A 6,120-nucleotide genomic window follows, 5' to 3' on the forward strand; every position below is an offset into this window, starting at 1 on the left:
GGCGGCCGCCGAGCCGGCCCCCGTCCCGGGCCCCGACCTCGCCCCCGACCCCGCCGACGCCGGGGACGGCGCGTACGACACCCCCGCCTACCCCGACATCGCCTACGCCACGGTGACGCCCGCCGAGGCCCCGTACGCGGACGAGCAGTACCGGCCGGCCGACCACTACCGGCTCGCCGAGCGGCGGGAGCGGCGCGAGTACGCCTCGGCCGTCCCGTTCACCGAGCCGAGCGGCACCCAGCCGCCGCTGCCGCAGCGGGTCCGCCAGGCCAGCCTGGCCGCCGAGCTGCGCATCCCGCCCCGGTCCGGGCCCGGCCGCCCGCCCGGCGCGACGGGCTTCGGCAGTACGGGCGCCTTCGGCGCCTTCGGCGGCACCGGCGGCACGGGTGGCACCGGTGGCTTCGGCGGTCCGGGGCCCGCGCAGCAGCCGGCCGGGGCGGCGAGCCCGTTCCAGCGCCCGGCCCGGCGCTCGGGCGCGGCGATCGGCGCCTTCCAGCGGCAGTCCCGCGCGGCGCGCGGCCAGGCCGCCGGCCGCGACTCCGGCGAGCACCACACCCTCCCCCACCGCCCCTTCACCCCCGCCCCGCCGCACGCCCACACCCATGCACCCGCACCCGACCACGGCACCCACCCGGCCTCCCCCACCGCACCGGGCGAGACCGGGCCCCCGACCCCCGCGCCGGGCCCGTCCCCCTGGGCCCCTGCCGCCGCGGACCCCCGAACGACAAGGACGGACGACCACCCATGAACCGAATGATCGCCACCCACCAGGACCTCGACTGGCTGCTGGACGGACTCGTCGACTCGGTGCCCGGGACCAGGAACGCCGTCCTGCTCTCCGACGACGGCCTGGTCGTCAGCCACTCCCGCTCGATCGAGCGGGCCGACGCTGAGCGCCTGGCCGCCGTCGCCACCGGCCAGCAGAGCCTGGCCCGCGGCGTCGGCCAGCTCTTCGACGGCGGCCCCGTGCACCAGGTCATCGTCGAGCTGTCCGAGCTCTGGCTGTTCATCATCGCCGCCGCCCAGGGCACCCACCTGGCCGTGGTCGCCTCCCAGGAGGTGGACGCCGAGGTGATGTCGGTGGCCATGCACACCCTGGTGCAGCAGGTCGGGCAGAAGCTGGGCACCCCGGCGCGCAGCGAGTTCGACGCCTTCGCGGCCAGGAACCGGAGCTGATCACCCGGTGGGCCCGGTGACCCCGCACTGGAGCGAGCTGCCCGGCGAGGACGAGGACGACGGCGCGGGCACGATGGTGCGCCCGTACACCATCACCCGCGGCCGGACCGCGCCCGAGCGCGCCGACCTCACCCTGATCACGGTGCTGACCACCGTCGCGGGCGCGGCCGGCCCGGCCCCGGCCCGCAGCACGCGCTCCGGGCCGCGGGGCCTCCAGCCCGAGCACCGGCTGATCCTCGACCGCTGCCGGCGGCCGGCCGCCGTCGCCGAGGTGGCGGCGGCCCTGGACCTGCCGGTCTCGGTCACCAAGATCCTGCTGGGCGACCTGATCTCCCAGGGCCTGCTGCTGGCCCGGGCTCCGCTCTCGGTGGCCCGGGCCGCCGGGGGCGGGGACCTCGGTCTGCTGACGGCCGTACGCGAAGGACTCCGGAGACTCTGAACCATGGCACCGACCGCACCCCCTCCCCACTCCGCCACCCACTCCACCTCCCACTCCCCCGCCCCCGGAACCGGCACCGGCACCGCCGCCGCCGAGGCCCCCGCGGCCGAAGCCCCGGCCGCCGTGAAGATCCTGATCGCGGGCGGCTTCGGCGTCGGCAAGACCACCCTGGTCGGCTCGGTCAGCGAAGTCCCGCCGCTGCGCACCGAGGAGTACCTGACCCGCGCCAGCGTGGGCGTGGACGACCTGTCCGGCCTGGACAGCAAGGACACCACCACCGTCGCGCTGGACTTCGGCCGGATCACCGTCAGCCCCGAGCTGGTGGTCTACCTGTTCGGCACGCCCGGCCAGGAACGCTTCTGGTTCATGTGGAACGACCTGGTGACGGGCGCGCTCGGCGGGATCGTCATCGCCGACACCCGCCGGCTGGACACCAGCTTCGCCTCGATCGACTTCTTCGAGAGCCGGCGCATCCCGTTCGTGGTGGCGATCAACTGCTTCCACGGCCACAACACCCGTACGCCGCAGGAGATCCGGGCCGCCCTCGACCTGGACCCGCAGGTGCCGATGCTGCTCGGCGACGTCCGCGAGCGCGCCTTCGGGCGGGACCTTCTGCTGGCCCTGGTCGACCACCTGATGGACCTCGCCGCCGACCGGCCCGCACCCGCCGGCTGAACTCCCGCCCCGCCCACCGCGTCCTCGGAGCACCCGTCATGACCCCACCCCTGCGCGTCCTGGTCCACGGCGGCGGCATCGGCGGACTGACCCTGGCCACCGCACTCGCCCGGCGCGGCCACCGGGTCGACGTGGCCGAACTGCGCGACGGCGCGGAGGCGCTCGGCGTCGGCATCGTCCAGCCCTCCAACGCGCTGCACGTGATGCGCCGGATCGGCGTCCTGGACGCCTGCCTCGCCGCCGGATTCCCGTGGGAGGTGCTGACCGTCTGCGACCCGGCCGGCGCCACCCTGGCCGAGATCCCGCAGCCCCGGATGGGCGACGTACCGGCCGCCAACGGCATCCCGCGCCCGGCCCTGGCGAAGGTGCTCTCCGCCGCGGCCGGCGAGGCCGGTGCGGCCGTCGCCTTCGGCACCACGATCACCGAACTCGCCGACGACGGCGAGGGCGTGGACGTCACGCTGTCCGACGGCCGGACCGGCCGCTACGACCTGGTCGTCGGCTTCGACGGCATCGGCTCGCCGCTGCGCAGGCACCTGTACGGCGACCGGTACCCGCCCGAGTACACCGGCTTCGCCAACTGGCGGGTCACGCTGCCGCGTTCGCCCGGGGTTCGGGGCGTGGTGATGTCCGCCGGGAACCTCAGGGCGAAGGCGCTGCTCACCCCGATCACCGAGGAACTCATGTACCTGGGCTCGGTGTTCGCCGAGGCGGCGGACTTCCGTCCGGACCCGGCGCGCGCCCACGAGCAGCTCGCCGGGCGGCTGGCCGGCTTCGGCGGCCCGATCGCCGAGGCGGTGGCCCGGGTCACCGACCCGGCCTCGGTGGTCTACTCGCGGATCTCCCAGGTCACCGTGGAGGAGCCGTGGCACGTCGGCCGGATGGTGCTGGCCGGCGACGCCGCGCACGCCTCCACCCCGCACCTGGCGCAGGGCGCGGCGATGGCGGTCGAGGACGCGCTGGTCCTCGCCGAGTCGCTGGACGCCGCCGGGACCGTCCCCGCCGCGCTGGCCGCCTGGGAGGAGCGCCGCCGGCCGCGCGCCCTGTGGGTGCAGGCGCTGTCCCGGGCCGTCCTCAGGCAGGAGACCGGCACGCCCACGACGCCGGAGGAGGACGAGCTGCTCAAGGTGGGCGTCCCGGGCGCCGCGCACGTCCTCGTCCGGCCGTACTGACGCCCGGGCGGTGACGGGGCGGCGCCGCCCCGGCCTGCGATAACCGGAGGGTTATCGATCGGCTCACGAAGTCCGCGTTGATCACCGCACGGCAGCGGTGGAGAGTTGAGGTGTCCGGGAACCGCCCCTGCCGAGGGGCCTGCTCCCGGTGGAAGTCCCCTGCCCGGAGGCGGCGTTCGCGATGCCCCGCCCGGCCGGGCGCTGCTTCCCGTTCTCCCCCCTGCCGACCTGACGGGTTCCGCCGTGCCGCCGACGCGTGTCCGGCCGGACTCCGTCGTGAGGAGACCAACAGCCGTGAGCGACAGGCTCGACATGGCCGTCGTGGACGCCATGCACGGCGCGCTGCGCCGGGAACTGCGGCACATCGCGGACGTCACCGCCCGCAGCGACCCCGACCCCCGGCACGTCCTGCGCACCTCTCCCGGCTGGGAGTTGTTCAAGCGGGCCCTGCGCGCCCACCACTCCGCCGAGGACGACGCGCTGTGGCCCCCGCTGCGCCGGGCCCTGCGGGGGCGGCCGTACGACCTGACGCGGCTGGAGGCGATCGAGGCCGAGCACGCCACGCTCGCCGCCCTCGTCACGGCGATCGACGACGCCCTGAGCTGCTCCGCGCCCGTCCCCGCGACCGGGCCCGACCTGTTCGGCGTGCTCACCGGCTCGCTGGTCACCGGCCTCGCCGGACACCTCGGCCACGAGGAGGACGCGGTGTTCCCGCTGGTCCAGGTCGTCCTGGGCGAGGAGCAGTGGGAGCACTTCGGGCGGACCCATGCCGAGCGGATCGGCCCGCACGCCGCGCTGCTGCTGCCGTGGCTCCTGGACGGCGCCGACGAGCGGGCGGCCACGGCCGTCCTGGCCCGGATGCCGGAGCCGGACCGCCGGGCGTACCGGGAACGGTGGCGGCCCGCGTACGCGGAGCTCGACCGCTGGAGCCCCCGGCCGGCCGCCCCGGTGTGACCCCCGCCGTGCCGATCCCCTTCCTCCTCGCCTGTCTCCGCCTGTTCCCGCCGGCCTTCGCCGTGCAGGGCCACGTCCGCGTGCCCGCAGCGGCCCCGCACCCGGAGCCGAACCCGATTCCGAACCCCGCCCCGTCAAGGAGTTGCCGATGACCACCGTCGAACCCGTCCGGACCACCGATCCGGGCCCCTCGCCCCTGCCCGCCGCCGACCCGGCCGCCGCCGACCGGTCCGCCGGGGTACCGCTGCGCGGCTGGCTCGCCCTGGTCTCCGTCGCCGTCGGCACGTTCGCCATGGTGACCGCCGAACAGCTGCCGATGGGACTGCTCACCCCCATCGGCGGCGCCTTCGACGTCTCCGAGGGCGCCGCCGGCCTGATGGTGACCGTGCCCGGGCTGGTCGCGTCCGCCGCCGCGCCGCTGCTGCCCGTCCTGATCCGGCGCACCGACCGCCGGGCCGTCCTGGTCGGGCTGCTGGGCCTGATGGCCGCGGCCAACCTGCTGTCCGTCCTGGCCCCGTCGTTCGCCGTCCTGCTCGCCTCGCGCTTCCTCGTCGGCATCAGCATCGGCGGGTTCTGGGCGCTCGCCGCCGGGATCGCCGTGCGCATGGTGCCCGCGGCGTACGTGGGCCGGGCCACCGCCATCACCTTCGGCGGCGCCACCGCCGCCAACGTGCTGGGCGTGCCGGCCGGCACCCTGATCGGGGAGTTCGCCAGCTGGCGGGCCGCGTTCGCGACCGTCGGCGGCCTGGGCCTGCTCGTCGTGGCCGCCCTGCTCGTCCTGCTGCCGTCCCTCCCCGCCACCGAGCCGGTGCGGCTGGGCACGCTCGCGGCGCAGTTCCGCAACCGTGCCGTCCGCGCCGGGGTACTGGCCACGTTCCTGCTGGTGGGCGGCCACTTCGTGGCGTTCACCTTCGTCAGCCCCGTCCTCCAGGACGTCTCCGGCATCGGCCAGGGCATGGTCGGCCCGCTGCTCCTGGTCTTCGGCGCCGCCGGCATCCTCGGCAACTTCCTGGCCGGCGGCCTGGTGGGGCGCGACGTCCGCACGGTGATCACGGCGATCGGGCTGCTGCTCGCCGCGATCCTGGCGCTCTTCCCGCTCGTCGGCACGAACCCCGTCGGCGGGATCGCGCTGCTGATCGGCTGGGGCCTGGCCTTCGGCGGCGTCCCGGTGAGCGTGCAGACCTGGATCCTGCAGTCCGCGCCGCGCGACGCCGAGGCCGCCACCGCACTGAACACCTCGGTCTTCAACCTGGCCATCGCCCTCGGCGCCCTGTTCGGCGGCCTGGTCGTCAACGCATTCTCGCTCACCGCCGCGCTCTGGACCGCCGCGGCGATCGGCCTGCTGACCGCCCTGACGGTCCGGAGCGTCGGACGCGCCTCCGCCTGAGCAGCACCGGTTCCTGCCAAGGAGGCGGTGCCCGGACCGGTCGGCCACCTGATCAATTCCTGAACACCCCCGCGTGGCGGCCGGCACGACGGCCGCCACGACGGGCTACCCCCCACGACGACTCGACCGACACCTCACACGATGGGAACGCCTCGCATGAGCACCACCGCCGGAAGCACCGACCGCGTCTGGTTCATCACCGGCGCCAGCCGGGGCCTCGGCCGCGCCTTCGCCGACGCGGCGCTGGCCGCGGGCGACCGGGTCGCGGTCCCCGCCGGACGGCGGGCGTCATCGGCGTGGTGGTGGTCCGGAGCACC

6 protein-coding genes and 1 pseudogene are annotated in these 6,120 nt (G+C 75.9%); all 7 read left to right on the forward strand.

Annotated features, from left to right (window positions below; all coding sequences use genetic code 11):
• A pseudogene (locus ABZ885_RS33605) lies at window positions 1–748 on the forward strand (hypothetical protein); the annotation flags it as partial.
• Complete coding sequence (locus ABZ885_RS33610; protein ID WP_360197223.1) at window positions 745–1,176, forward strand: roadblock/LC7 domain-containing protein; 432 nt, start codon at window positions 745–747, stop codon at window positions 1,174–1,176. The pseudogene ABZ885_RS33605 and the gene ABZ885_RS33610, both read left to right, overlap by 4 nt.
• Before the next feature lie 73 nt (window positions 1,177–1,249).
• Complete coding sequence (locus ABZ885_RS33615) at window positions 1,250–1,615, forward strand: DUF742 domain-containing protein (RefSeq protein ID WP_360197238.1); 366 nt, start codon at window positions 1,250–1,252, stop codon at window positions 1,613–1,615.
• A gap of 3 nt (window positions 1,616–1,618) precedes the next feature.
• The gene (locus ABZ885_RS33620; protein WP_360197226.1) at window positions 1,619–2,290 is read left to right on the forward strand and encodes an ATP/GTP-binding protein; all 672 of its coding nucleotides are present in this window, start codon (window positions 1,619–1,621) and stop codon (window positions 2,288–2,290) included.
• Window positions 2,291–2,328: 38 nt separating this feature from the next.
• Entirely contained in the window at window positions 2,329–3,462 is a 1,134-nt protein-coding gene (locus ABZ885_RS33625; protein ID WP_360197229.1) for an FAD-dependent monooxygenase, read from the forward strand.
• 294 nt (window positions 3,463–3,756) lie between these two features.
• Complete coding sequence (locus ABZ885_RS33630) at window positions 3,757–4,416, forward strand: hemerythrin domain-containing protein (RefSeq protein ID WP_360197232.1); 660 nt, start codon at window positions 3,757–3,759, stop codon at window positions 4,414–4,416.
• A gap of 148 nt (window positions 4,417–4,564) precedes the next feature.
• Window positions 4,565–5,803, forward strand: coding sequence for an MFS transporter (locus ABZ885_RS33635; RefSeq protein WP_360197235.1), 1,239 nt, complete (start codon window positions 4,565–4,567; stop codon window positions 5,801–5,803).
• Window positions 5,804–6,120: the final 317 nt, after the last annotated feature.

This window comes from Kitasatospora sp. NPDC047058 (genome assembly GCF_040643935.1).
Taxonomy (GTDB): Bacteria; Actinomycetota; Actinomycetes; order Streptomycetales; family Streptomycetaceae; genus Kitasatospora.

Excerpts from the sequence above, each read along its gene's own strand:
- ABZ885_RS33610 (WP_360197223.1), top strand. The coding sequence starts at position 745 with ATGAACCGAATGATCGCCACCCACCAGGACCTCGACTGGCTGCTGGAC.
- ABZ885_RS33615 (WP_360197238.1), top strand. The coding sequence starts at position 1,250 with ATGGTGCGCCCGTACACCATCACCCGCGGCCGGACCGCGCCCGAGCGC.
- ABZ885_RS33620 (WP_360197226.1), top strand. The coding sequence starts at position 1,619 with ATGGCACCGACCGCACCCCCTCCCCACTCCGCCACCCACTCCACCTCC.
- ABZ885_RS33625 (WP_360197229.1), top strand. The coding sequence starts at position 2,329 with ATGACCCCACCCCTGCGCGTCCTGGTCCACGGCGGCGGCATCGGCGGA.
- ABZ885_RS33635 (WP_360197235.1), top strand. The coding sequence starts at position 4,565 with ATGACCACCGTCGAACCCGTCCGGACCACCGATCCGGGCCCCTCGCCC.